Genomic DNA, 24488 nt, shown 5'->3' on the forward strand with positions numbered 1-24488 from the left:
GCACGCCGCTGGAAACGGCTCTTTTGGTACGTCCGAACCTATCCGCAATCGAAGCCCAAATGCAATGGAGACCGCTTCGCGGGGCAGGCGGGCCGGCTAGCGTACGGATGCCAGATCCGCTGCGGTCCGCCGCGCTGCCTCACGCAGCCCCCGGGGATCCGGGCCGGCCCGGAGGATGCCGCGGCTTGAGGTGGCAAGGACATTGGAGTAGGCGGCCGCGAAGGTCCGCTGCAGGTCCTGCGCCGTGGCCCCCTGGGCGCCCAGGCCCGGAGCCAGCAGCGGCGCACGGGAGGCAGCAAGGTCGATGTCCAGATCCGCCAACGCAGTGCCGACGGTCGCGCCGACCACCAGTCCCACGGAGCCAAGGGGCGCGCCTGCCGCCGCGTTTTCCCCGCCGGCGGCCGTCACGATCCGCGCCGCCACGGACTCCGCCCCTCCCCCGGCGCCGGGAACGGCACCTGCGTGCTGCACCGAGGCGCCTTCCGGGTTGGAGGTCAGCGCCAGCACAAACACGCCACGCCCCGTGCCGGCGGCAAGGTCCAGGGCCGGCCGCAGCGACTCGAATCCGAGATACGGACTGAGCGTCACGGCGTCGGCGGCCAGCGGGGAACCGTCCCGCAGCCACGCGTCGGCGTATGCGGCCATGGTGGAACCGATATCCCCGCGCTTGGCATCGGCGATGCTCAGCACCCCTGCGTCGGCGCACTCCGCCAGCAGGCGTTCCAGGACCGCGATGCCGGCGGATCCGTGGCGTTCATACAACGCCACCTGCGGCTTCACGGCGGCCACGTGCTCCCCCACCGCCGCCAGGACGGTGGAGGAGAAACGCCGCAGCCCGGCGGCGTCGTCGGTCAATCCCCAGTCAGCAAGCAGGCCGGGGTGCGGGTCAATGCCGACGCACAGCTGCCCGCGGCGGTCCATCGCCGCGCGCAGCCGTGCACCGAAGGGGGCGCGGGCTTCAGGCACCGGTGGCGGCCTTCAGCCGGGCCGCGTGTTCCTGCAGGGAGGTCACGTCCCATTCGTAGGACCGCATTGCGTCGATGGCCTGGACCGCGGCACTGAATTCGGACACCGTGGTGACCACCGGGCAGCCGATGGAGGTGGACGCGGCGCGGATTTCGTAGCCGTCGCCCCGGGCCTGCCCGCCCGACGGCGTGTTGACCACCAGGTCGATCTCCCCTGCGGTGATCAGGTCCACGACGGTCCCTTCACCGTTCGGTCCCACGCCCTCGCCGACCTTGCGCACCACCGTGGCGGCGATGCCGTTGCGGCGCAGCACCTCGGCGGTGCCGCCCGTGGAGAGGATCTCGAAGCCCAGGTCGCTCATCCGCTTCACCGGCATGATGATCGAGCGTTTGTCCCGGTTCGCCACCGAGACGAAGACCTTGCCTGCGGTGGGCAGGGCACTGTTCGCGGCTGCCTGGGATTTGGCGAAGGCAGTGTCGAAGTACTTGTCGATGCCCATGACCTCGCCGGTGGACCGCATTTCGGGGCCCAGCAGCGAGTCCACCACGGTGCCCTCGGGCGTCCGGAACCGGCTGAACGGCAGCACTGCTTCCTTCACGGCCACCGGGGCGTCCAGCGGCAGGGTCGAGCCGTCGCCGGCTGCGGTCAGCTTCCCGGCGGCCCGCAGCTCGGCGATGCTGGCGCCGGTGCCGATCAGCGCCGCGGCCTTGGCCAGCTGGACGCCGGTGGCCTTGGAGACAAACGGAACGGTGCGGGAGGCACGCGGGTTGGCTTCGATGACGTAGAGGATGTCCGAGGCCAGGGCGAACTGGATGTTGATCAGGCCGCGGACGCCGACGCCGGCCGCGATCACCCGGGTGGCCTCACGGACCCGGTCGATCACGTCGGTGCCGAAGGTAATCGGCGGCAGCACGCACGCCGAGTCGCCGGAATGGATGCCGGCCTCCTCGATGTGCTCCATGATCCCGCCCACGTAGAGGTCGGTCCCGTCGAAGAGCGCGTCGACGTCGATCTCGATGGCGTCTTCGAGGAACCGGTCCACCAGGACCGGATGGTCCGGGGTGATCTCGGTGGCGTTGGTGATGTACCGGGAGAGGTTCGCTTCGTCGTACACAATCTCCATGCCGCGGCCGCCCAGCACATAGGACGGACGGACCAGCACCGGGTAGCCGATCTCGTCCGCCACGCGCTTGGCGTCCTCGAAGGACACGGCGGTGCCGTTCTTCGGCGCGGTCAGGCCGCCCTCGTCCAGCACCTGCTGGAAGGCACCGCGGTGTTCGGCCAGGTCGATCGCGGCGGGCGAGGTGCCCAGGATGGGCACGCCGGCGTCGGCCAGGGCCTGCGCCAGCTTCAGCGGGGTCTGCCCGCCGAGCTGGACGAAGACGCCCAGGACGCCGCCGGTGCGCTGCTCGGCGGCGATGACCTCCAGGACATCCTCCAGCGTGAGCGGCTCGAAGTAGAGCCGGTCGGAGATGTCGTAGTCGGTGGACACCGTTTCCGGGTTGCAGTTGATCATCACGGTTTCGTGCCCGGCTTCGCGCAGCGCCATGGTCGCGTGGACGCAGGAGTAGTCGAACTCGATGCCCTGGCCGATCCGGTTGGGCCCGGAGCCGAGGATGATGATGGACGGCTTGGCGTGCTCGGCCACCTCGTCCTCCTCGTCGTAGGAGGAGTAGTGGTAGGGCGTGTAGGCGGCGAATTCGGCGGCGCACGTGTCCACGGTCTTGTAGACCGGGCGGACGTCCAAGGCGTGCCGGACCCCGCGGACCACTGCCTCGGGCGTGTTGGTCAGTGCTCCGATCTGTTCATCGGAGAAGCCGTGCCGCTTGGCCAGGCGGAGGATGTCCTCGGTGAGCGACGGCGCCCGGCGGATCTGCCCGGCGGTCTCGTTGATCAGCACCAGCTGGTCCAGGTACCAGGGGTCGATGCCGGTGGCGTCGAACATGTCCTCGATGGAGGCCCCGCCCAGCAACGCCTGCTGGACCTGCTGCAGGCGCGCCGTCGTCGGCCGCCGGGCCGCCTCGATGAGTGCGGGCACATCGGCTGCGTCCACCGGGTCGAAGGACAGGGTGGCGCCCTTCTGCTCCAGGGAGCGCAGGGCCTTCTGCAGGGCTTCGGTGAAGTTGCGGCCGATGGCCATGGCTTCACCCACGGACTTCATGGTGGTGGTCAGGGTGGGATCCGCGGCCGGGAACTTCTCAAACGCGAACCGCGGAACCTTCACCACTACATAGTCCAGGGTGGGCTCGAACGACGCCGGGGTCTTCTGGGTGATGTCATTGGGGATCTCGTCCAGGGTGTAGCCGAGGGAAAGCTTGGTGGCGATCTTGGCAATGGCGAAACCGGTGGCCTTGGACGCCAGGGCGGAGGAACGCGAGACGCGCGGGTTCATTTCAATGACGACAACGCGGCCGGTGTCCGGCTCGATGGCGAACTGGATGTTGCAGCCGCCGGTGTCCACCCCGACCTCGCGGATCACGGCGATCGCGATGTTGCGCAGCTTCTGGTACTCGCGGTCGGTCAGGGTCATGGCGGGGGCCACCGTGATGGAGTCCCCGGTGTGCACGCCCACCGGGTCGAAGTTCTCGATGGAACAGACAACCACCACGTTGTCATTCCGGTCCCGCATCATTTCCAGCTCGTATTCCTTCCAGCCGAGGATGCTCTCTTCGAGCAGCACCTCGGAGGTGGGGCTGTACTGGATGCCGGCGCCGGCGATGCGGCGCAGGTCCTCGGCGTTGTAGGCCAGGCCGGAGCCGAGTCCGCCCATGGTGAAGGACGGCCGGACCACCATCGGGTAGCCGAGTTCCTCCGCGGCGGCGAAGGCCTCGTCCATGCTGTGCACAATGATGGATTTAGCGGATTCGGCGCCGCAGCGCTCGACGACGCCCTTGAACTTTTCGCGGTCCTCGCCGAGTTCGATCGCGGCGATGTTGGCGCCGATGAGTTCCACGTTGTACTTCTCCAGCGCACCGCTCTTGTCCAGCGCGATGGCGGTGTTGAGCGCGGTCTGTCCGCCGAGGGTGGGGAGGATCGCGTCAGGCCGTTCCTTGGCGATGATCTTCTCGACCACCTCCGGGGTGATCGGCTCCACGTACGTGGCATCGGCGAACTCGGGGTCGGTCATGATGGTGGCCGGGTTGGAATTCACGAGGATGACCCGCAGGCCCTCCTCCCTCAGCACCCGCAGGGCCTGCGTGCCGGAGTAGTCGAATTCCGCGGCCTGGCCGATGACGATCGGGCCGGAGCCGATGACCAGGACGGACTTAAGGTCGGTTCTGCGGGGCATTAGATGCTTTCCTTGCTCTTGCTGGCGGCCATAAGCTCTACGAAGCGGTCGAAGAGGTAGGCGGAGTCGTGCGGTCCGGCGGCAGCTTCGGGGTGGTACTGGACAGAGAACGCGGGGATGTCGAGGCAGGCGAGGCCCTCGACGACGTCGTCGTTCAGGGACACGTGGCTGACCTCCACCCGGCCGTAGCGGACCTCGGGTGCGGTGACGGGGCCGTCCAGCGGTGCGTCGACGGCGAAGCCGTGGTTCTGGCTGGTGATTTCCACCTTGCCGGTGCGCCGGTCCATCACGGGCTGGTTGATTCCCCGGTGTCCGTAGCGCAGTTTGTAGGTGCCGAAGCCCAGGGCGCGGCCGAGGATCTGGTTGCCGAAGCAGATTCCGAAGAACGGGAGGCGGGCATCGAGGACTTCGCGCAGCAGGTCCACCTGCACGTCGGCAGTGGCGGGATCTCCGGGGCCGTTGGACATGAACACGCCGTCGGCGTCCAGGGCTTTGATGTCCTCGAAGGTGGACGCGGCGGGCAGCACATAGGTCCGGATGCCGCGCTCGGCCAGGCGCACCGGGGTCATGGATTTGATGCCCAGGTCGACGGCGGCAACGGTGAACAGCGGTTCGCCGGTCCAGCCGTGGTCCGCCGGGTCGATCAGGTAGGTTTCATCCACGCTGACCTCTTCGGCCAGGCGGGAGCCTTCCATGCCCTGCTGGGCACGGACCTCGGCGAGCAGTTCACTGTCCGGACGTTCGGCGTCGGACCCGGAGAAAATCCCGGCCTTCATGGCACCGCGTTCGCGCAGGTGACGGGTCACGGCGCGGGTGTCGACGCCGGAGATGCCGACGACGCCCTGTTCCGCGAGCTGCTCGTCCAGGGTCCGTTCGGACCGCCAGCTGGAGGGGCGCCGGGCGGCGTCGCGCACGATGTATCCGGCAACCCAGATGCGGCGGGACTCGGCATCCTCGCCGTTGACCCCGGTGTTGCCGATGTGCGGGGCGGTCTGCACCACCAGCTGGCGCGCGTAGGACGGGTCGGTGATGGTTTCCTGGTAACCGGTCATGCCGGTGGCGAAAACAGCCTCGCCCAGGGCGGTACCCTGTGCACCGTACGCACGGCCGCGGAAGGTGCGCCCGTCCTCCAGCATCAGGACGGCGGGCGTGGGGTCGATGATCTCGTGCACTGTCACAGTTGTTCCTCGCTAGGGGCAGCCGATGCCGGCAGCAGTTCAGTAATGGCACGGACGAGGGGTGTCTTCTCGTCCGATGAGCGGGTGCGGAAGCCGGTGTCCACGCGTTTGGGACCCAGCTGCCAGGTCACAATGACCAGGCCCTCTTTTTCGACGAACTTTCCGGCCATGCCGCGTTCGAGGCGGACGTCGTGCAGGTCCCGGCGCGGGATCCACAGGTCGTTCGCCCCGGAGCGCGCGAACAGCACGCCTTCGGGGAAGACCGCCGCGGTGGCGTTGGACTTGACGCCCAGGCCGTAGAGCGCCACGCGGTCCAGCCAGTCTCCGGCCGTGGTGGTGGCAACGTACTGGCCCAGCGCCTGGAAGCCCGGTTCCTCAAGGTCGTCGGGCAGGGGCAGCGGGCGGGGCGTATCCTGCTGTCGTCGTCGTCGGCCGCGCCAGCCCAGGGCGAAGAGGCCCAGGACCACGACGATGAGGGCAGCCAGGCCCAGGAAGAAAAAGAGAAGTTCCATCAGGATTCCTTTGCGGCAGCGGGGTGGGGCGTGTTCAGCCTGCCGTTCAGGACGGTGGGGTGGCCGGCGTAGAACACCGCTTCGACTCCACCGGGCAGTTCCAGTCCGGCAAACGGACTGTTGCGTCCCTTGCTAGCCATCTTAGAAGGGTCGACCCTCCTTCGCGCAGACGGGTCCACCAATATGACGTTGGCCGGTTCACCCGCGGCGACGGGCCTGCCCTGGCCCGCCACCCGGCCGATCCGTGCGGGAGTCGCGGAGGTAACCCGGGCGAACCCTGCCCAGTCCATCAGCCCCGTGTCGATCATGGCGTGCTGCACCACTGAGAGCGCGGTCTCCAGGCCGGTCATGCCCATGGCCGCCGACGACCACTCGCCTTCCTTGTGCTCGCTGGGGTGCGGGGCGTGGTCCGTGCCGACAATGTCGATGGCGCCGTCGGCGAGCCCGCGGCGGACCGCCTGCACGTCCGCTTCGGTGCGCAGGGGCGGGTTCACCTTGTAGACCGGATCGTAGGTGCGGACCAGTTCGTCGGTGAGCAGCAGATGGTGCGGGGTGACCTCCGCGGTCACCCGGATGCCCTGGCTCTTGGCCCAGCGGAGGATGTCCACCGATCCGGCGGTGGACACGTGGCAGACATGCAGGCGGGATCCCGTGTGCCGGGCCAGCAGGACGTCGCGGGCAATAATGGCTTCCTCCGCCACGGCGGGCCAGCCGGCCAGGCCGAGGACCGCGCTGACGTCGCCTTCGTTCATCTGCGCGCCCTCGGTGAGGCGGGGTTCCTGCGCGTGCTGGGCAATGACGCCGTCGAACGCCTTCACATACTCCAGCGCCCGGCGCATCAGCACCGGGTCAGAGACGCACTTGCCGTCGTCGGAAAACACGCGGACCCGGGCCCGGGAGTCGGCCATCGCGCCGAGTTCGGCCAGCTGTTGGCCGTCCAGTCCCACCGTGACCGCACCGACCGGGCGGACGTCCACCCAGCCGGCCCGCTCCCCCAGGCTCAGGACCTGTTCCACTACGCCGGCGGTGTCCGCCACCGGCATGCTGTTGGCCATGGCGTGCACCGCGGTGAAGCCGCCCAGTGCAGCCGCCCGGGTGCCGGTCTCCACGGTCTCGGCGTCCTCGCGGCCGGGTTCGCGCAGGTGGGTGTGCAGGTCCACCATGCCGGGCAGGGCGATCAGACCGTCCGCCTCGATCACGACGGCGCCCTCGGGCACCTGCAGGGCGGGGCCGACGGCGGCAATGGTGCCGCCCTCGATGCGGATATCAGCGCGTTCGGTGCCGAGCACTGACGCTCCGCGGATCAGATAGGTGCCGGATGTGCTCATCGGGGCTGCTCCTGCTGGGTACGGGCGGCGCTGTTCTCTCCGGAGAGCAGCAGGTAAAGGGCGGCCATGCGCACGGAGACGCCGTTGCGGACCTGGTCCAGGACGGTGGAACGGGGCGAATCCGCGGCGCGGGCGGAGATTTCCAGCCCGCGGTTCATCGGGCCGGGGTGCATGATGATGGTGTCCGCCAGGCCCAGGGCGTCCAGCCGGTCCAGCCGGACATCGTCCAGGCCCCAGCGGCGGGAGTACTCGCGGACGGAGGGGAAGAAGGCCGAGTGCATCCGTTCGCCCTGCACCCGCAGCATCATCACCGCATCCGGTCCGGTGGCCAGTGCCTCGTCCAGGTCGTAGCTGACCGTGCAGGGCCAGGACTCGACGCCGAACGGCAGGAGCGTGGGCGGCGCCACCAGGGTCACCTCCGCACCCAGTGTCCGTAGCAGCCACAGGTCGGAACGGGCAACCCGGGAATGCAGCACATCCCCGGCGATCACCACCTTCATGCCTGCGAGGTCGGTGCCGGTGGACTCCGTGCCGTGCAGCCGCGCCCAGTGCCGCCGCATGGTGAAGGCATCCAGCAGTGCCTGGGTGGGGTGTTCGTGCGTTCCGTCCCCCGCGTTGAGCACTGCGGCCTCTATCCAGCCGGAGGAGGCCAGCCGTGCCGGCGCTCCGGAGGATCCGTGCCGGATCACCACGGCGTCGGCCCCCATGGCGGCCAGCGTCTGCGCGGTGTCCTTCAGGGATTCGCCCTTGGAGACCGAAGATCCCTTTGCGGAGAAATTGATGACGTCGGCGGAGAGCCGCTTCGCGGCGGCTTCGAAGGAAATGCGCGTGCGGGTGGAGTCCTCGAAGAAGAGGTTGACCACGGTGCGGCCGCGCAGGGCAGGGAGCTTCTTCACTTCCCGCTCCCCCACCGCCGCCATCTGCTCCGCAGTGTCCAGGATGGCCAGGGCATCCTGGCGGCCGAGGTCCAGCGTGGACAGCAGGTGCCTCATACAGTGCCCTCAATGACAACTTCGTCCGTGGCCGCTCCACCGGTGGCCGCGGTGTCGCTTTCGGCCAGCCGGACCCGGACCTGTTCGGCGGAGGCGGTGGGCAGGTTCTTGCCGACGTGGTCTGCGCGGATGGGCAGTTCCCGGTGGCCCCGGTCCACGAGGACGGCAAGCCGGACAATCCGCGGCCGGCCGAGATCCACCAGGGCATCGAGCGCGGAACGGATGGTGCGGCCGGAATACAGGACGTCGTCCACCAGCACCACCACCTTGTCGTCGATGCCGGTGACGGGGACACGGGTGGCGTAGGGCGGCCGGGTGGGCCGGCGGGCAAGATCATCCCGGAACATGGTCACGTCGAGCTGGCCGGTGATGGCAGCGGGATCGACACCGGGGGACGCCGCCGCGATTTTGGCGGCCAGACGCTGGGCCAGCGGATAACCGCGGCGCGGAATCCCCATCAGGACCAGGTCTTCGGGGCCCTTGTTGGCTTCGAGGATCTCGTAGGCAATGCGCGTCAGGGCGCGGTCAATATCAGCTGAAGACAAAACAGTACGGCTGCTGGAAAGAGCATCTTTGGCCGTCATATCCGCTTCCTCCTTCCCCGCCTCACAGGACGGAACTTAAAGGTTGAATGCGGCACCAAGCTATCACAGGGGCACGCCGCACCCCTGCCCTGTGACGGGATGCGTCCGCACTGGAACTATCCTGTCTCCTATGACCAGGCCCCGCGCATGAGCGCCAACGGTATCTTCCCCGACCAGCATCCCGCCCCTCCGGGGTATAGCGGGGGTTCCACACCGCTCCAGCCGTTCTGGTCCCCTCCGGTACGGCGGCGGGACAAGGGCCTGGCGGCCACCGTGGTGCTGATTGTGCTCTCCTCCGTGGCGCTGGCCTGGGTGGGAATGTTCCTGCTGGACCGCCTTGGCCCGCCGGCCTTCATTGTCTGCGGTGTCCTCGCCCTGGTGCCCCTCGGTATCTGCGTGCTGGGCATCTGGTGGGTGGACAGGTGGGAGCCCGAGCCGCGCAGCAGCCTGGCCTTCGCCTTCCTCTGGGGTGCCGGGGTTTCCGTGGCGATTGCACTGCTGGTCGGCCCGTACTTCACGTTCGCCCTGATGGAGCTGGTGCCGTACGGTTCCGCGGATGCTCTGGGGGCCGTGGTCCAGGCTCCGGTGGTGGAGGAATTCGCCAAGGGGCTGGGCATCCTGTTGCTGCTGCTCGTCCGCCGGCGGATCTTTGACGGGCCCGTGGACGGCATCGTTTTCGCCGCCACAGTGGCTGCGGGATTCGCCTTCACGGAGAACATCCTCTACTTCGGATCCGCGCTGCTCACCGCCGGCGCCGACACCGTGTACGAGCTCGGTTTTACCTTCATCCTCCGCGGCCTGCTCTCGCCCTTCGCGCATGTGCTGTTCACGGCCTGCACCGGCCTCGCCCTCGGCCTGGCGGCGCGGCGGGCCGGCAACGCCTGGATCCTGCCGGCCTTCGTGCTGGGTCTGATCCCCGCCATTTTGGGGCACATGCTTTGGAACGGCGGGCCGGCGTTCCTGTTCGGCGACTTCTTCCTGTTCTACTTCCTGCTGCAGGTCCCGTTCTTCGCCGCGGCGGTCACCGGCGTCTGGCTGCTGCGCCGTGCGGAACAGCGCCTGACGCTGCGCCGGCTGTCCGAATATGCCGGCGCGGGGTGGTTCACCCCGGCCGAGGTGCGGATGCTGGCCACCGGTGCCGGACGCCGCCAGGCCATGGCCTGGGCGCGGACCGCCGGAACGGCACCGGCCATGAAGGAGTTCATCCGCCGTGCCACCCGCCTGGCACTGACCCGGCAGCAGATAGCCGCCAGCCGTGACGTCCCCGCCAACCAGGAGTACGAGCGGACCCTGCTGGGGGAAGTCACCGCCATCCGAACGGCGATGCTGGCGGGGCAGCCGCAGTAACCGCGCCCTAAGGCATAACGCAGGAAAGACCGGCCCCGAGGGGCCGGTCTTTCCTGGATACGGGTCCTGCCTACGCCAGCAGGGACGGCTTCAGTTCCTGCAGCCGGCCCAGCAGGCCGTTGATGAAGGCCGGGGATTCGTCCGTGGACAGGGCTTTCGCCAATTCCACGGCCTCACTGATGGCGACCTTGTCGGGAACCTCGTCGTTGTACAGGAGTTCCCACGTGCCCAGGCGGAGGATGATGCGGTCCACCGAAGGCATGCGATCAAGCGTCCAGCCCTGTGAATACGTGCTCAGGAACTCATCAATCTGCTCCTGCATCGCAACCACGCCTTCCACCAGGTCCATGGTGTAGGGATTGATGGTCTGGTCGGTCTTTTCGCGGCGGGCCCGGATGGCATCGAAGGCCGAAACCGAACGCTGTTCGGCTTCGAAAAGGACCTCCAGTGCCCGGGTCCGTGCTTTACTGCGTGCGCTCACTCGTTAACGCGTCCCAGGTAGTCGCCGGTGCGGGTGTCAACCTTGACCTTGGTGCCCTGCTCGAGGAACAGGGGCACCTGGATCTCATAGCCGGTTTCGATCGTGGCAGGCTTGGTGCCGCCGGTGGAGCGGTCGCCCTGCAGGCCCGGCTCGGTGTAGGTGATTTCCATGGTGACCGACGGCGGCAGCTCGATGTAGAGCGGCGAACCTTCGTGGATCGCGATGGTGACCATCATGGACTCCAGCATGAAGTTCGCGTTGTCGCCGACAATCTTGCCGGGGACCGTGAGCTGGTCGAAGTCGGAGGTATCCATGAAGACGTAGTCTTCGCCGTCCTGGTACAGGTACTGGTAATCACGGCGGTCCACGGTGGCGGTCTCGACCTTGATGCCGGCGTTGAACGTCTTGTCCACTACCTTGCCCGAAGTCACGTTGCGCATCTTGGTACGGACGAACGCACCACCCTTGCCCGGCTTCACGTGCTGGAACTCGATGATGCTCCAGAGGTTGCCTTCAAGCTTCAGCACGGTGCCGTTCTTGATGTCGTTGGTCGTCGCCACAGTTTCTCTTCCGTTGTTCGTGAAAGTACGTTTTATTCAAGTCCGTCGACTATTCTACCCGCTCGCGCGGAACCTACAGGCTGAGGCGGATTCCGCCCTGCGGCTCGGACGCAATCTCCTGGTACGTCGCGAACAGCAGCGAGGTGTCCGGCACTTCGAGCATCGACGGTTTCGCCAGCCCGTCCAGCACTACGAAGCGCAGCAGGTCGCCGCGGGACTTCTTGTCCCGGCGCATGCCGTCCAGCAGTGCGGACCAGCGGTCCTTCCGGTAGGTTACCGGCAGCCCCAGGGAGGACAGGATTGCCTTGTGCCGGTCCGCCGTGGCGTCGTCGAGCCGGCCCACCATGCGGCCCAGCTCGGCAGCGAAGACGAGCCCGACGGACACGGCCGCGCCGTGGCGCCACTGATAGCGTTCGGCCAGTTCGATGGAATGGCCCAGCGTGTGTCCGTAGTTCAGGAATTCCCGCCGGCCGCTCTCGCGCAGGTCCGAGGAGACAATGTCCGCCTTCACCGCGATGGAGCGTTCCACGAGTTCGCGTACGACGTCGGAGCCGCCGTCGGCAACGGCGTCAAGGTTCGCTTCGACCAGGTCGAGGATGGCGGGGTCGGCGATGAATCCGCATTTAATCACCTCGGCCATGCCGCTGAGCAGTTCGTTCTTCGGCAGCGTTGCCAGTGCGTCCAGGTCGGCCAGGACCCCGGCGGGAGGATGGAAGGCGCCCACCAGGTTCTTGCCCTCGGCGGTGTTGATGCCGGTCTTGCCGCCCACGGCGGCGTCCACCATGCCCAGCAGGGACGTGGGGATATGCACCACCTTGATGCCGCGCAGCCAGGTGGCGGCCACGAAGCCCGCCACATCGGTGACGGCGCCGCCGCCCACCGCCACAATCGCGTCGGAGCGCGTGAAATCGTTTTGGCCCAGGACCTGCCAGCAGAAGGACGCAACCTGGATGTGCTTGCCTTCTTCGGCATCGGGAATTTCCGCGGTCACGGCGGTCAGGCCCGTGGCGGCGAGTTCATCGCGCACGGTGTCGCCGGTGGTGCGCAGCGCGCGGGGGTGGATGACCAGCACGCGGCGCACACGCTCGCCGAGCATGTCCGGCAGCCGGCCAAGCAGCCCGTTGCCCACAACGACGTCGTAGTTCTCTGCGGGGTTGGCGCCGGTCACCGGAATGATCGTCGGTTCGGAGGGCATCTAGTCTTCTCCTTTAGTGAGGACGGAAGTCAGCCGGTCAATGATGGCCGGAACGGTAAGTCCCCTGGTGTCAATGGTGATGTCGGCCAGGGATTCGTATACGGGACGGCGGACGTCCGCCAGCTCCTGCCAGCGCCGGACCGGGTCCGGTGCCAGCAGCGGGCGGTGTCCTGCACGCGTGATCCGGGGAAGCACAGTGCCAAGGTCCGTATCCAGAAACACTACCGTGGCCCGGCCGAGCAGCTGCTGGGTGCCGGAGTCCAGGACGGCGCCTCCGCCCAGGGAAATCACGGTAGGCACCCGGGATTCCAGCGCCGCGGCAACGGTCCGCGCCTCGACCTCGCGGAAATAGTGTTCACCGTAGGCGCTGAAAATGCCGGCAATGGGACCGTAGCGGGCCACGACGGCCTCGTCCGTATCCAGGAAAGGCATTCCCTGGCGTGCGGCGAAACCGCGTCCGACCACGGACTTGCCTGCAGCCATGAAGCCCATCAGGACCAGGTGCCGGCGCGGGTTCCACGGCCGGCCGCGGTTAGGGGACATCGGTGCCGGCGGATTCCAGGGACTGCGGGATGGCGGCCAGGTAGGCGTGCAGGTTGCGTGCCGTTTCGGGTACCGAATCGCCGCCGAACTTCTCGATCACGGCTTCGGCCAGGACCAGCGCCACCATGGCCTCGGCCACCACGCCTGCGGCAGGGACGGCGCAGACATCCGACCGCTGGTGGTGTGCGCGTGCCGGCTCGGACGTCCTGACGTCCACGGTGCGCAGCGCCCGCGGCACCGTGGCAATGGGTTTCATTGCGGCGCGGACCCGCAGCAGTTCGCCGATGCTCATGCCGCCCTCGATGCCGCCGGCCCGGTTTCCGGACCGGATCACCCGACCCTCGGCGTCCTGGAGGATTTCGTCGTGCGCGGCGGAACCGCGCCGGGCCGCTGTGAGGAACCCGTCGCCCACCTCGACGCCCTTGATGGCCTGGATGCCCATCAGGGCACCGGCAATCCGGGCATCCAGACGGCGGTCCCAGTGCACGTAGCTGCCGAGTCCGGGCGGCAGGCCGTAGGTGAGCACCTCCACCACTCCCCCGAGCGTCTCACCCTCCTTGTGGGCGGCATCGACCTCGGCCACCATGGCCGCCGACACGCCGGCGTCGAAGCAGCGCATCGGATCGGCGTCGAGGGCGTCCACGTCAGCGGGCAGCGGCAGCGCGCCTCCCTCTGGGGCCATCACGCCGGCGATCCCGACGGTGTGGCTGACCAGCTTAATGCCCAGCTGTTCCAGGAAGGCAGAGGCCACGGCGCCCAGGGCCACGCGGGTAGCGGTTTCCCGCGCGCTGGCCCGCTCGAGGACGGGGCGGGCCTCGTCGAAGCCGTATTTCTGCATGCCGGTGAAGTCGGCGTGCCCCGGACGGGGACGCGTGAGCGGGGCGTTGCGGGCCGAATCGGCCAGGACGGCGGGATCCACGGGATCGGCGGCCATCACCTGCTCCCATTTGGGCCATTCGGTGTTGCCGATTTCAATGGCGACGGGGCCGCCCTGGGTTAGGCCGTGCCGGACGCCGCCGAGGATGCGCACGGCATCCTGTTCGAACTTCATCCGGGCGCCGCGGCCGTAGCCAAGCCGGCGGCGGGCCAGGGCATCCGCTATCCGGGTGCTGTCCATTTCCACTCCGGCAGGGACGCCTTCAATAATTCCAACCAGGGCAGGGCCGTGGGACTCACCGGCGGTCAACCAACGCAACATGCTTTCCATACTGCCATGCCCGAAGCGGCGGTTCAGCGCCGCGGGATTCCGACGGCGTCACACATGGCATTTGTGACGCCGGGTTCGTCGGAAAAGGCCTCTCCGGTGAACAGTCTCACTTGTTCGACCGCCTGGTACAGCAGCATCTCGATTCCCGGTGCCACTGTTCCGCCGAGTCCGGACCAGGCCGAGGCAAGGCGGCTGGGCCAGGGGTCGTAGGCAACATCCAGGAGGACCGCGCCCGGGCGGGCCGCGGTCAGGAGATCCGCAAGAACGTCTGCGCCGTGCGGGGGCAGGGTGCAGATCACCGCGTCTGCAGCCGAGCAGGCCGCCGCCGCTTCCTCCCACGGGCGAAGGTGCACCGTGACACCGGCCGCCGAGCCCGCTTCACGCACCCCTGCCTGTCCCGCCGCAGCGTCCGGAAAGCGCCGGGCGCAGACGTCGACGTCGGCCGCATCCAACTGCGCCAGGGCAGCAACGGCAGCGCACGCGGTCCCGCCGGCGCCCAGGATGACGGCGCGCGGCCGGCGGCCGGTTCCGGCATGCCGCAGGGCTCCGACAATGCCCGCCACATCCGTGTTGTGTCCCGTCAGCCGCGTCCGGGAGCCCGTGCGGGTGAAGGTTACGGTGTTCAGCACCCCGAGCGCCTGCACCAGCGCGGTGACCTCGTCCATCTGGTCCACCATGACCGCCTTCAGCGGCATGGTCACGGACAGGCCGGTCCAGCCCGCCTGCCCGCGAAGGGAGGCCACGAACTCCGGGGCCTGCCCTTCACGGAGATCGATTGCTTCATAAGTGCATTCGAACCCCAGATGGGCATAGGCGGCCCGGTGCAGCAGGGGCGACTTGGAATGGCCGATCGGATGCCCCAGGACGGCTGCCCGTCGTGAAACCACCTATCCGCACCGCCCGGCTTTTTGGGTGCTGCACCAGTTCTGGTATTCCTCCACGTACTTGGCATGCTCGGCCAGGGTGGTGGAGAACTTGGTTTCACCGGTGTCCAGGTTGACCGTGACCCAGTAGAAATACGGGACGTCTTCCGGGTTGGCTGCCGCGTCAATCGCTTCGCTGCTCGGCGAGCCGATGGGGCCGACAGGCAGTCCGGGATTGGCGTAGGTGTTGTACGGATTGGATTTGTCCGCCTTTTCCTCAGCGGTGAGCTCGTAGCTCTTGCGGTCCAGGCCGTAGGTCACGGTGGCGTCGGACTGGATCAGCCCGTTGGTTTCCTTGTTGTCCGGGCCCAGCCGGTTCTCGATGGAGCCTGCCACCGTACCGTAGTCGGCTTCACCGGCCTCCGCCTGGATGATGCTGGCCTTGGTCAGGATCCGGTACTGCTCGGCGGGATCGGTAATACCGGCCTCTTCGAGTTCAGTGAAGGTGTTCTCCACCATTTCGGTGATGATCTCGGTGGCGCTCTTATCCACCTCGAACCGGTATTCACCGGGGAACAGGTAGCCCTCGAGACTGACCGCTTCCTGGGGCAGGCCGAACTGCTGCGGGTTGGCGGCCAGTGCCTGGAACTCCGACAACGGGATCCGGGTGGAGGTGTTCAGGACCTCGAACACCTCGTTCTGGCGCAGGTCGCGGGCCACGGCGGCGTAATGCACCTGGGTTTCGCCGTCTCCCAGCAGGGCATCCACGGCCGCCGACGAGGACATCTGGTACTTCATCTCGTACGTCCCGGGCTGGATTTCCCGTCCGTCCGACTGCGCAGTGAAGGCGTTGACGAATTCCTTGGACGTGGCGACGATGTCTTCGGCTTCGAGCTTGCCGCCGATCAGCAGCGGGCCGTCACCTTCGGCGACGGTGAAGGCCACCGTTCCGTTGCCGGCTCCCTCGTAGTCCTGGATCTCGTTCATGCCCAACAGGTCCCGCAGGAACATGATGAGGCCGAAAACGACTCCGGCGAACACGACCAGCACGGTGGCCATGATGATGGTGCGGCGACGGCGGCGACGCTGCTTTTCACGGCTCGGCCGCTGGCTCCTGCGGCTGGGCAGCTCGGAGGGCTCCTCGAAGAACCGGCCCACGGGCAGGACCTCCATGCCGGACTGCTCGGGCTGGCGCTCCGGTTCCGCCATAGGGGGATACTCGGGATATCTATGGCTCACGGCGTGATACCGCCTTCGCGCTCGATGTCCTGCGAAATGTCGAACTCCTCAGTCGGAGCCGGCGCTCCGCCGCCTGGGCGGCGCGGCCGGCTAAGTGTAACCAGCTCCCCTACGTCCCGGTTCAGGGACCGCTGTGTGTCAATAGACTGCTGCAAAATGGCCACAGCGGCCGCTTGATCCACCACTGTACGGTGATTCCGGCTATTCATTCCAGCTTCGTGCAGCGATCGGTGCGCGGACACCGTAGTCAGGCGCTCATCCACGAGCCGCACCTGCTGGTCCTGCCCGGCGTCGGCCAGGGCCTGGACCAGCGTCTGCGCGTACTCCCGTGCCATCTGCGTGGACGCGGTTTCGCCGCCGCTCAGGCTCCGGGGCAGGCCGACGAACACCTCGACGGCCCCCCGCTCGGCAGCTTCGCGGACCACCACGCGGATGTCGCTGTTTTTCTTCGCGTCCCGCTTCAGCGTCTTCACCGGCATGGCCAGGACGCCGTCGGGGTCGCTGGCTGCGAGGCCGACCCGAACAAGGCCGACGTCGACACCCAGCTTCACCCCGCGCAGACCGGCCAAGTTAGGCCCGCCCGGCCACGGCTTCGCGGATGGCTGTGAGCGCATCCGCGATCCGGCCGGCATCGGAGCCGCCGCCCTGGGCGACGTCGTCCTTGCCGCCTCCGCCGCCGCCAAGGACGCCGGCGGCAACCTTGACAAGCGCCCCTGCCTTGACGCCGGCACTGCGGGCGCCTTCGTTGGTGGCGACAATGACGACGGGCCGGTTGTTGGAGACACCGGCTACGGCCACGGCCGCAGGTTCGCTGCCCAGGCGGGACCGGAGGTCCAGCGCCAGGGTCCGCAGGTCATCCGCTCCCCCGACCTCGCCGGCGTTGTGGGCCAGCAGCCGGACACCGTCGACGTCCACTGCCGACCCCACGAGCGCGGCGGCCGAGGCGGCCAGCTGTTCACGGCGGAGCCGTTCCAGTTCCTTCTCCGTGGACTTAAGCTTGGCCAGGGTGGCGGCCAGGCGGTCCGGCAGCTGGGCCGAAGGCACCTTGAGCATTTCGGACAGCTCGTTCACCAGTGCCCGCTCTGCGGCGAGGTGGCGGAAGGCGTCCATGCCCACGAAGGCTTCGACGCGGCGGTTTCCGGATCCCACGGACTGCTCGCCCAGCAGCGTCAGGCTGCCGATGCGGGAGGTCGAAGCCACGTGCGTGCCGCCGCAGAGCTCGCGGGACCAGTCCCCGTTCATCTCCACCACGCGCACGGTGTCGCCGTAGGCTTCACCGAACAGCGCCGTGGCGCCCAGGGCCTTGGCGTCGGCCAGGGACATGATCTTGGTTTCGACCTGGTAGTTGCTGCGGATCGCGAGGTTGGAAACCTCTTCGATTTCGGACTTCGCGGCATCGGAGAGGCCTTCGCCCCAGGAGAAGTCGAAGCGCAGGTAGCCGGCCTTGTTGAAGGAGCCGCGCTGGAGCGCTTCCGGGCCGAGGATCTGGTGCAGTGCGGCGTGCACGATGTGCGTACCGGAGTGCGCCTGCTCGGCTTCGTGGCGGCGCTGGGCGTCAACGGCGGCCAGGACGTTCGCGCCGGCAGCAATTTCGCCTTCGCGGACAATGGCCTTGTGCACGCTCAGGCCCTTGACCGGGCGCTGGACGTCCTGCACTTCGAGGACAAAGCCGTCGCCGGTGATGAGTCCGGTGTCGGCGGCCTGGCCGCCGGCTTCGGCGTAGAACGGTGTCTCGTCCAGGACCAGGGAAATCTCCGAGCCCTGTCCGGCGTATTCGACCCGGGAGTTTCCGGAGATGATGCCGCGGACCTTCGATTCGGTCTGCAGCTCGTCGTAGCCGGTGAACACCGTGGAACCGGCCGCCAGCAGCTCGTTGAACACGGACATGTCCGCGTGGCCGTGCTTCTTTCCGCGGGCATCGGCCTGGGCACGCTTGCGCTGTTCGGCCATGAGGGAGCGGAAGCCGGCCTCGTCCACCTTCAGGCCCGCTTCCTCGGCCATTTCCAGCGTGAGGTCGATGGGGAACCCGTAGGTGTCGTGCAGGGCGAAGGCTTCTTCGCCGCTCAACGGAGCACCGGCGGCCTTGGAGACCTTGACGGCTTCCTCCAGGCGCTCGGTGCCGGAAGCGATGGTGCGCAGGAACGCCTTTTCCTCCGCGTAGGCGATCCGGCTGATCCTGGCGAAGTCGGACTCGACCTCGGGGTAGGTGCCCTTCATGGCGTCCCGGGAGACGGGCAGCAGTTCGGGCAGCACGGCGGTTTCCACGCCGAGCAGCCGCATGGCGCGCACCGCACGGCGGATCAGGCGGCGCAGCACGTAGCCGCGGCCTTCGTTGGAGGGGCTCACGCCGTCGGAAATCAGCATCAGGGCGGAGCGGATGTGGTCGGCCACGACGCGCATCCGGACGTCGTCCGTGTGGTGCGGATCGGACGGATCCTCGGCGCTGGTGTAGGTCTTGCCGGAAAGCTCGGCGGCCTTGTCCAGCACGGGACGGACCTGGTCCGTCTCGTACATGTTCTCCACGCCCTGCAGGATCATGGCCAGGCGTTCCAGGCCGAGGCCGGTGTCGATGTTCTTCTGCGGCAGTTCCCCGGCAACGTCGAAGTCCGTCTTGGAACGGACGGCGGAGAGCTGGTACTGCATGAAGACCAGGTTCCAGATTTCGATGTAGCGCGTCTCGTCGACGGCGGGGCCGCCCTCGAGTCCGTAGGCCGGTCCGCGGTCGTAGTAGATCTCGGAGCAGGGGCCGCCGGGGCCGGCCTGTCCGGTGTTCCAGTAGTTGTCGGCCTTGCCCGTGCCGATGATGCGCTCGTTGGGGACGCCGATCTTGTCCCGCCAGATCGTCCGTGCTTCGTCGTCGCGCTCGTCGCCGTCTTCGTAGACGGTGACCCAGAGGCGCTCGGGATCCAGGCCGAACCCGCCCTTGTCGACGTCGGAGGTCAGCAGTTCCCACGCGTAGGTGATGGCTTCTTCCTTGAAGTAGTCACCGAAGGAGAAGTTACCGGCCATCTGGAAGAAGGTGCCGTGGCGTGCGGTCTTGCCGACTTCTTCGATGTCGGCGGTACGGATGCACTTCTGCACGCTGGTGGCCCGGCTGTAGGGGGCCTTTTCACGGGCGGTGAGGTACGGAATGAAGGGCACCATGCCGGCCACGGTGAACAGCAGCGAGGGATCATTGGAGACGAGTGACGCCGAGGGCACCACCGTATGCCCCTTATCGCTGAAGTAGTCCAGCCAGCGGCGTGCAATCTCGTGGGACTTCATGGTGCTTCTATACCCTTCCGGTAATGATGGTTCAGCAGGCAGGTGGGACTGCGTGCGTGGTGCTGTGCTGCCAGTGACGAAGAAGTACCGGCGCTCAGCGGCGGGTGGACCTCAGTGTCTCGGTGACGTTGTCGGGGGTGTCCAGTCCGAGGGCGGCACGCAGCTCACCCTCGCGCTGGCCCATGCCTTCGCGCAGTGCTTCGGCGAAGCCCTGCACCACGCCCGCTGCGGAATCGACGGCACGGTTGATTCCCGCCTGGCTCAGGCTGGCCTTGGCCTCGGAGGCCCTGCGGACGGCGATGACGCCGATGGCGACTCCGATGGACATCCAAAATACGCGCTTGATCATGGCTGGCTCCTGTAGTTGTGTACGTGTGCTGGCGGCTTAGCGGCTGCGCCGGCCGCGGCCGGCACTCCTGCGGGAAGCAAGGGCGGAGCGGACGCCGTAGCTGAACGCCGAGACCTTGATCAGCGGAGATCCCACGGTGGCGGCCACCAGGGAAGACAGGGCGGAGAGGTTCGCGGACGCGTCCGAGACGTTCGAGGAGATGCCGTCCACCTTCTGCAGCTGCTGGTTGGTGGTGGACACCGTTGCGGTGACCTCGTCGATCAGCGGGGTGGTTTCCTCGCTGAGCGTCCGGATGGCGGCGCGCATCTCGTCAAAAACCTTCCCCAGTTTCCAGACGGGGACGGCCAGCAACGCGACCAATACGGCAAACACACCGGCCGCGATCAGACCGGCTATATCTCCACCCGACATGGGACTCCTTTTGCGCAAAAAATCGTGGTTCGCATCACCGTGGACGGTTCTGCCGTGGCGTCTTTCCCTGCATACGGCGAAAGACCCCGGTATGTACCTTACCTACTGCAGCCCCGCGGCACTTACTTTTGCCGTATGCGCCACTCGGGGCGGCACTGCTCCGGACAACAAAACAGCCCGCGGCGCAGGGCCGCGGGCTGTTCGGTAAACGGAAGAATTACCGTTATTAGCGTGCGTAGTATTCCACAACGAGCTGCTCTTCGCAGGTCACGGGGATTTCGGAACGCTTGGGGCGACGCACAAGGCGTGCCTGCAGCTTGTCCAGGGAAACGTCGAGGTAACCCGGGACGGCGGGCAGGACGTCGCGGTGGGCGCCGGCTGCGGCAACCTGGAACGGCGTCATGGTCTCGCTGCGCTGGTGCACGTGGATGAGCTGGCCTTCGGAAACGCGGAAGGACGGGCGGTCCACGCGGGCACCGTCAACCAGGATGTGGCGGTGCACAACCAGCTGGCGGGCCTGGGCGATCGTGCGGGCAAAGCCGGCACGCAGCACGAGTGCGTCGAGACGCATTTCGAGCAGTTCGATCAGGTTTTCACCGGTCAGGCCGGCGGTACGGCGGGCTTCTTCGAAGACACGGGTCATCTGTGCTTCGCGGATGCCGTACTGCGCACGCAGACGCTGCTTTTCACGCAGACGTACGGCGTAGTCGCTGTCCTGCTTGCGACGGGCGCGGCCGTGCTCACCCGGGGGGTAAGGCCGACGCTCGAAGTACTTAGCTGCCTTGGGGGTCAAAGCAATGCCGAGGGCGCGCGATGCGCGTGCCTGACGGCGTGCACGTGTGTTGTTAGCCACGTTCACCTTTCACTGTTTGGCGGTTTGGCCACGGCTGTCCTGCGTGCCGTGACTGCTGCGAAATATGCTGGCCTCCATGAGGGAGAGCTCCGGCCAACCGCTGCCGTCTGCTACAGCCAAGGTGTCGAAATCGACAACCGGCTTGCCAGTCAACCATCAATGCTAACACGCACTTCCCGGGCCGCAGGCCTGCCGGTGCTCAGTGCTTCTCCCCCCGGATGATTCCCCGGAGCCGTTCCAGCCGTGCCGAAATGTCGCGCTCCACGCCGTTGCCGGTCGGTTCGTAGTAGTTCTTGCCGACCAGGTCGTCCGGGGCGTACTGCTGGCGGGCAACCCCATGAGGGGAATCATGCGAGTACACGTAGCCCTTGCCGTGCCCCAGCTGCTTCGCGCCCGGGTAGTGGGCGTCGCGCAGGTGGGACGGGACGCCCTGCCCCCTCCCGGCCCGCACGTCCGCAATTGCGGCGTTGATCCCGTTGTAGGCGGCGTTGGACTTCGGTGCGGTGGCAATATGCACCACGGCTTCGGCGAGGATGATCCGCCCTTCGGGCATGCCGATCAGCTGCACAGCCTGCGCAGCTGCGACGGCGGTCTGCAGCGCCGTCGGATCGGCCATGCCCACGTCTTCCGACGCGGAAATGATCAGCCGCCGGGAAATGAACCGGGGGTCCTCCCCCGATTCCAGCATGCGCGCCAGGTAGTGCAGCGCGGCGTCGACGTCGGATCCGCGCAGGGACTTGATGAACGCGCTGATGATGTCATAGTGCTGGTCCCCGGCCCGGTCATAGCGCAGCGCTGCAACGTCCAGGGCTTCCTCGGCATGCCTGAGCGTGACTTCGGGAACGTCCTGGCCTTCGGCGCGCTCGGAGTAGGCGACGCCGGCGGCGGCCTCGAGCGCGGTCAGCCCGCGGCGGGCGTCACCTGCCGCCAGCCGGACCAGGTGCTCGAGAGCTTCGGCGCTGAGCGTGACCCGGCCCGCCAGTCCCCGCTCGTCCTCGACGGCGCGCTGGAGCAGCGCGGCAATGTCCGCCTCGGTCAGCGGTTTCAGCGTGAGCAGCAGCGAACGGGACAGCAGCGGGGAGACCACGGAGAAGGACGGGTTTTCCGTGGTGGCGGCCATGAGCACCACCCACCGGTTTTCCACCCCGGGCAGCAGGGCGTCCTGCTGGGCCTTGTTGAAGCGGTGGATCTCGTCCAGGAAGAGGATGGTGGTGACGCCGTGCAGGTCCCGGTCCGTCAGCGCCTGCTCCATGACGCGGCGCACGTCCTTGACGCCGGCGGTGATGGCGGACAGCTCCACGAACTTGCGGCCGGCGCCGCGGGCCACGACGTGGGCCAGGGTGGTCTTGCCGGTGCCGGGCGGACCCCAGAGCATCACCGACGACGGACCGGCCGGGTTGCGTTCATCAGCGGAGGACGCGAGGGTGCGCAGCGGCGACCCGGGACCGAGCAGGTGCTGCTGGCCCACCACTTCGTCCACCGAGCGCGGCCGCATCCGGACAGCCAGCGGACTGCGCGGGCGGGTCCTCGTGCCCGTGTCCGCCGCGGCGTCGTCGAACTCCGCGTCGTCGTCTCCGTCGATGCTGAACAAATCATTCCCCGGCAAAGCATTCACGCTTCAAGGCTACTCGTGCCGTAACCTGAGCTAAGTCCACCCCCGTTTCCGTTGAAAGCAGACTAAGGCCATGCCCGCCTCGCGCAGCACCTATGTTTCGGCGGAACGGCTCCCGGGGTGGCTGGAACGGTTCGAAGCTGCCCAGGGCGCGCTGGAATTCCTCCCCGGCGACGACGGCCTCCGGGTCCGCGCGGCATCCGGTGCCGAGGCGGAGCTGATCGCCCCGTGGCCGCCCGACGGGCGGCCCGGGCGGGGAGCCGACGACGTCGGACGCCTCGCCTCGCTGGCCGGACAGGCCCGCACCCTGGGCCTGGTGCTGGTCCGGCGCGGCGGATACGCCGTGGGGGTGGCGCGGGAAGGGGTGCTGCTGGCGTCCAAGACCGGTTCCTCCAACAGCCGCCGGGCGAACGCCGCGGAGGTGCTGGCAGCCGCCGCCGCGGAACAGGCTGCGGCCGTATTCGCCGGCACGGCGCCGGAGTACCTGGTGTTCGGCGGTGACCGGGGGCTGGCGGAACAGGTAGCCCTCCGGCGGGAGTTCTCCCGGTGGACCCGCCTGCCCCGGCTGCGTCCGCTGGACGTACCGGACCCGAAGGCCGCCGTCCTGGCTCAGGCGGCCCGTAACGCGGTGTCGGTGTTCATCCGGATCAGTCTGCCCTAGCCGCCCGTCAGTGCGGCAGGTCGCCCGCGATGCGCTCCACCACGGCGGCGGCCGGCTCCGGCAGTGCCGACCGGTACCCGGTTCCGGCCCAGAGGCTGGTGCCGTGCGGGTCTCCGGCGGCTGCCGCCTGCGCCCGAAGTGCTTTCGTGAGCTGATGTATCAGCGGGTAGGCCGCCGGGGCGTCCGGGTGTTCTGCCATGAACCGGTTGGCCAGTCCCCGGGCGGTGCGCCCGGAGAAGGACCGGGTCAAGGCGGTCTGGGTAAACTGCGCATCCTGCAGCGCGGCCCGGTGGACGGAAGTGGTTCCGGCCTCCGGGGTCAGGAGCAGGGCGGTGCCGATCTGCACGGCGTCCGCCCCTGCGCTGCGCAGGGTCCGTGTCTGTGCGGCGGCGGCGATGCCTCCGGCAGCAATGACTTCGACACGGGGGCTGACGGCGGCGCGGACGGCACGCACTACATCGACCAGCGGCTGAGCGGCCGGTTCGGCTGCGGCGTCGAAGGTTCCGCGGTGACCGCCGGCTTCGGGTCCCTGCACGCAAAGAATCCGTGCGCCGGCGGACACCGCCAGGGAGGCCTCTTCCACGGTGGTTACCGTGACGGCGACGGTGCTGCCCGCAGCGTGCAGCGCGGCAATGACGTCCCTGCCGGGCAGGCCGAAGGTGAAGGAGACCACCGGCACCTGCAGCCGCTGGACCAGTTCGAGTTTGGCGTCCCAGCCGTCGTCGTCCTCCGGATCCGGCAGCGGCAGTAGGTCCGCGGCGTACTCCCGGGCCAGCTGCTCCCGGTAGGCCAGGGCGTCCGCCACCTGCCGGGATGTACCGGAGCCGCCGGTATGGGCTGCGTCCGGCACAAACAGGTTGACGCCGAACGGCCGGTCCGCCAGCTCCCGGACCCGGATGATTTCCGCGGCGACGGCCCCGGCGTCCTTGTAACCGGCTGCAAGGAAGCCCAGCCCGCCCGCGCCGGAGACGGCCGCGGCCAACGCGGGCGTGGACGGCCCGCCGGCCATCGGAGCGCCGACGACGGCGCGCGAGAGGGACTTCAGCGTAAACAC

Annotated in this window: 23 protein-coding genes; 2 read left to right on the forward strand and 21 right to left on the reverse strand. The window is 68.0% G+C overall.

All coding sequences use genetic code 11. The features are described from left to right. Nucleotides 1-96: 96 nt before the first annotated feature. From pyrF to pyrR, 7 genes are read right to left on the reverse strand one after another with little or no spacing between them, the layout of a single operon-like run. Nucleotides 97-966: an orotidine-5'-phosphate decarboxylase gene (gene pyrF, locus AC5RT8_RS03105; protein ID WP_494094226.1), complete on the reverse strand. Its 870-nt coding sequence runs from the start codon at nt 964-966 to the stop codon at nt 97-99. Beyond that, complete coding sequence (carB, locus tag AC5RT8_RS03110) at nt 959-4255, reverse strand: carbamoyl-phosphate synthase large subunit (protein WP_494094227.1); 3297 nt, start codon at nt 4253-4255, stop codon at nt 959-961. Before carB ends, pyrF begins: the two co-directional genes overlap by 8 nt. Then, on the reverse strand, nt 4255-5391 hold the full coding sequence (carA, locus tag AC5RT8_RS03115) for a glutamine-hydrolyzing carbamoyl-phosphate synthase small subunit (protein ID WP_494094532.1): 1137 nt from the start codon (nt 5389-5391) through the stop codon (nt 4255-4257). The genes carB and carA overlap by 1 nt, the downstream gene beginning before the upstream one ends. A gap of 38 nt (nt 5392-5429) precedes the next feature. Beyond that, nucleotides 5430-5945 carry a PH-like domain-containing protein gene (locus AC5RT8_RS03120; RefSeq protein WP_494094228.1) on the reverse strand — a complete coding sequence of 172 codons (516 nt, stop codon included), beginning with the start codon at nt 5943-5945 and terminating at the stop codon, nt 5430-5432. Beyond that, complete coding sequence (locus AC5RT8_RS03125; RefSeq protein ID WP_494094229.1) at nt 5945-7273, reverse strand: dihydroorotase; 1329 nt, start codon at nt 7271-7273, stop codon at nt 5945-5947. Before AC5RT8_RS03125 ends, AC5RT8_RS03120 begins: the two co-directional genes overlap by 1 nt. Further along, complete coding sequence (locus tag AC5RT8_RS03130; RefSeq protein ID WP_494094230.1) at nt 7270-8265, reverse strand: aspartate carbamoyltransferase catalytic subunit; 996 nt, start codon at nt 8263-8265, stop codon at nt 7270-7272. The genes AC5RT8_RS03125 and AC5RT8_RS03130 overlap by 4 nt, the downstream gene beginning before the upstream one ends. After that, the gene (gene pyrR / locus AC5RT8_RS03135) at nt 8262-8849 is read right to left on the reverse strand and encodes a bifunctional pyr operon transcriptional regulator/uracil phosphoribosyltransferase PyrR (protein WP_494094231.1); all 588 of its coding nucleotides are present in this window, start codon (nt 8847-8849) and stop codon (nt 8262-8264) included. The genes AC5RT8_RS03130 and pyrR overlap by 4 nt, the downstream gene beginning before the upstream one ends. 147 nt (nt 8850-8996) lie before the next feature. Between pyrR and AC5RT8_RS03140 the strand changes: the two genes are divergently transcribed. After that, entirely contained in the window at nt 8997-10196 is a 1200-nt protein-coding gene (locus AC5RT8_RS03140) for a PrsW family intramembrane metalloprotease (RefSeq protein WP_494094232.1), read from the forward strand. A 70-nt stretch (nt 10197-10266) separates the two neighbouring features. Here the strand turns inward: AC5RT8_RS03140 and nusB are convergent, their stop codons facing one another. From nusB to AC5RT8_RS03205, 13 genes are all read right to left on the reverse strand, one after another. Continuing rightward, entirely contained in the window at nt 10267-10677 is a 411-nt protein-coding gene (gene nusB, locus AC5RT8_RS03145) for a transcription antitermination factor NusB (protein WP_146361849.1), read from the reverse strand. After that, nucleotides 10674-11237: an elongation factor P gene (gene efp / locus AC5RT8_RS03150; RefSeq protein ID WP_227901761.1), complete on the reverse strand. Its 564-nt coding sequence runs from the start codon at nt 11235-11237 to the stop codon at nt 10674-10676. The genes nusB and efp overlap by 4 nt, the downstream gene beginning before the upstream one ends. A gap of 73 nt (nt 11238-11310) precedes the next feature. After that, entirely contained in the window at nt 11311-12432 is a 1122-nt protein-coding gene (gene aroB, locus AC5RT8_RS03155) for a 3-dehydroquinate synthase (RefSeq protein ID WP_494094233.1), read from the reverse strand. Beyond that, nucleotides 12433-12975 carry a shikimate kinase gene (locus AC5RT8_RS03160; RefSeq protein WP_494094234.1) on the reverse strand — a complete coding sequence of 181 codons (543 nt, stop codon included), beginning with the start codon at nt 12973-12975 and terminating at the stop codon, nt 12433-12435. It lies immediately after the preceding gene. Continuing rightward, nucleotides 12965-14173 (reverse strand): chorismate synthase, encoded by a 1209-nt coding sequence (gene aroC / locus AC5RT8_RS03165; protein WP_494094235.1) that lies wholly within the window; start codon nt 14171-14173, stop codon nt 12965-12967. The genes AC5RT8_RS03160 and aroC overlap by 11 nt, the downstream gene beginning before the upstream one ends. Before the next feature lie 32 nt (nt 14174-14205). Further along, nucleotides 14206-15069: a shikimate dehydrogenase gene (locus AC5RT8_RS03170; RefSeq protein ID WP_494094236.1), complete on the reverse strand. Its 864-nt coding sequence runs from the start codon at nt 15067-15069 to the stop codon at nt 14206-14208. Beyond that, on the reverse strand, nt 15070-16254 hold the full coding sequence (gene mltG, locus AC5RT8_RS03175; RefSeq protein WP_494094237.1) for an endolytic transglycosylase MltG: 1185 nt from the start codon (nt 16252-16254) through the stop codon (nt 15070-15072). Nucleotides 16255-16280: 26 nt separating this feature from the next. After that, nucleotides 16281-16853 (reverse strand): Holliday junction resolvase RuvX, encoded by a 573-nt coding sequence (ruvX, locus tag AC5RT8_RS03180; RefSeq protein ID WP_494094238.1) that lies wholly within the window; start codon nt 16851-16853, stop codon nt 16281-16283. 1 nt (nt 16854) lies between these two features. After that, a complete protein-coding gene (alaS, locus tag AC5RT8_RS03185) occupies nt 16855-19548 on the reverse strand; it encodes an alanine--tRNA ligase (RefSeq protein ID WP_494094239.1) in 2694 nt (897 codons plus the stop codon). 94 nt (nt 19549-19642) lie between these two features. After that, entirely contained in the window at nt 19643-19897 is a 255-nt protein-coding gene (locus AC5RT8_RS03190) for a hypothetical protein (RefSeq protein ID WP_494094240.1), read from the reverse strand. A 36-nt stretch (nt 19898-19933) separates the two neighbouring features. Then, nucleotides 19934-20308 carry a DUF948 domain-containing protein gene (locus AC5RT8_RS03195; RefSeq protein WP_494094241.1) on the reverse strand — a complete coding sequence of 125 codons (375 nt, stop codon included), beginning with the start codon at nt 20306-20308 and terminating at the stop codon, nt 19934-19936. Nucleotides 20309-20534: 226 nt separating this feature from the next. After that, a complete protein-coding gene (gene rpsD / locus AC5RT8_RS03200) occupies nt 20535-21161 on the reverse strand; it encodes a 30S ribosomal protein S4 (protein ID WP_227911493.1) in 627 nt (208 codons plus the stop codon). A gap of 199 nt (nt 21162-21360) precedes the next feature. Further along, entirely contained in the window at nt 21361-22776 is a 1416-nt protein-coding gene (locus AC5RT8_RS03205) for a replication-associated recombination protein A (RefSeq protein WP_494094242.1), read from the reverse strand. Nucleotides 22777-22846: 70 nt separating this feature from the next. Here AC5RT8_RS03205 and AC5RT8_RS03210 point away from each other — a divergent pair, with 70 nt between their 5' ends. Continuing rightward, complete coding sequence (locus tag AC5RT8_RS03210; protein WP_494094243.1) at nt 22847-23434, forward strand: acVLRF1 family peptidyl-tRNA hydrolase; 588 nt, start codon at nt 22847-22849, stop codon at nt 23432-23434. A 7-nt stretch (nt 23435-23441) separates the two neighbouring features. On the opposite strand, the gene AC5RT8_RS03215 is transcribed toward AC5RT8_RS03210, so the two are convergent. After that, a complete protein-coding gene (locus tag AC5RT8_RS03215; protein WP_494094244.1) occupies nt 23442-24488 on the reverse strand; it encodes a nitronate monooxygenase in 1047 nt (348 codons plus the stop codon).

It is taken from the genome of Arthrobacter sp. Ms25, assembly GCF_059090365.1.